The sequence below is a fragment of the Methylobacterium nigriterrae genome (genome assembly GCF_037106235.1).
GTDB lineage: Bacteria > Pseudomonadota > Alphaproteobacteria > Rhizobiales > Beijerinckiaceae > Methylobacterium > Methylobacterium nigriterrae.
This window is the reverse complement of sequence record NZ_JBAWTG010000716.1, coordinates 1-293: the sequence shown is the minus strand read 5'-3', so window position 1 is coordinate 293 and position 293 is coordinate 1. Positions and strand designations below refer to the sequence as shown.

The window sequence follows — 293 nt, the reverse complement described above, 5'->3', positions numbered from 1 at the left end:
GGAGAACCGCCGGCGGCGCACCTGCGTGCGCACGCGCGCGACGAGCTCGTTCCGGTCGACGGGGCGCAGCAGGTAATCGTGCACGCCGAAAACGAGGCCGCGCACGATCCGGGCCCGGTCATGCGGCTCGGCCATCATGATCAGGGGCACGTTGCGGGTGCGGTCGAGCGAGCGCAGCTGGCTGCACAGGCGCAGTCCGTCGAAGCCCTCGAGATCGAGGCTGACCAGCACCGCGTCGAAGGCGCCCTCGGTCGCCGTGAGGAGAGCACGGTGCGGGTCGGGCTCGATCGTGA

General features: G+C 71.3%; 1 protein-coding gene. It reads right to left on the bottom strand.

All coding sequences use genetic code 11. The annotated features are described in order from the left end of the window. On the bottom strand, window positions 1-293 hold a 293-nt coding region (locus tag WDW90_RS38850), incomplete at both ends, for a response regulator (RefSeq protein WP_336492964.1).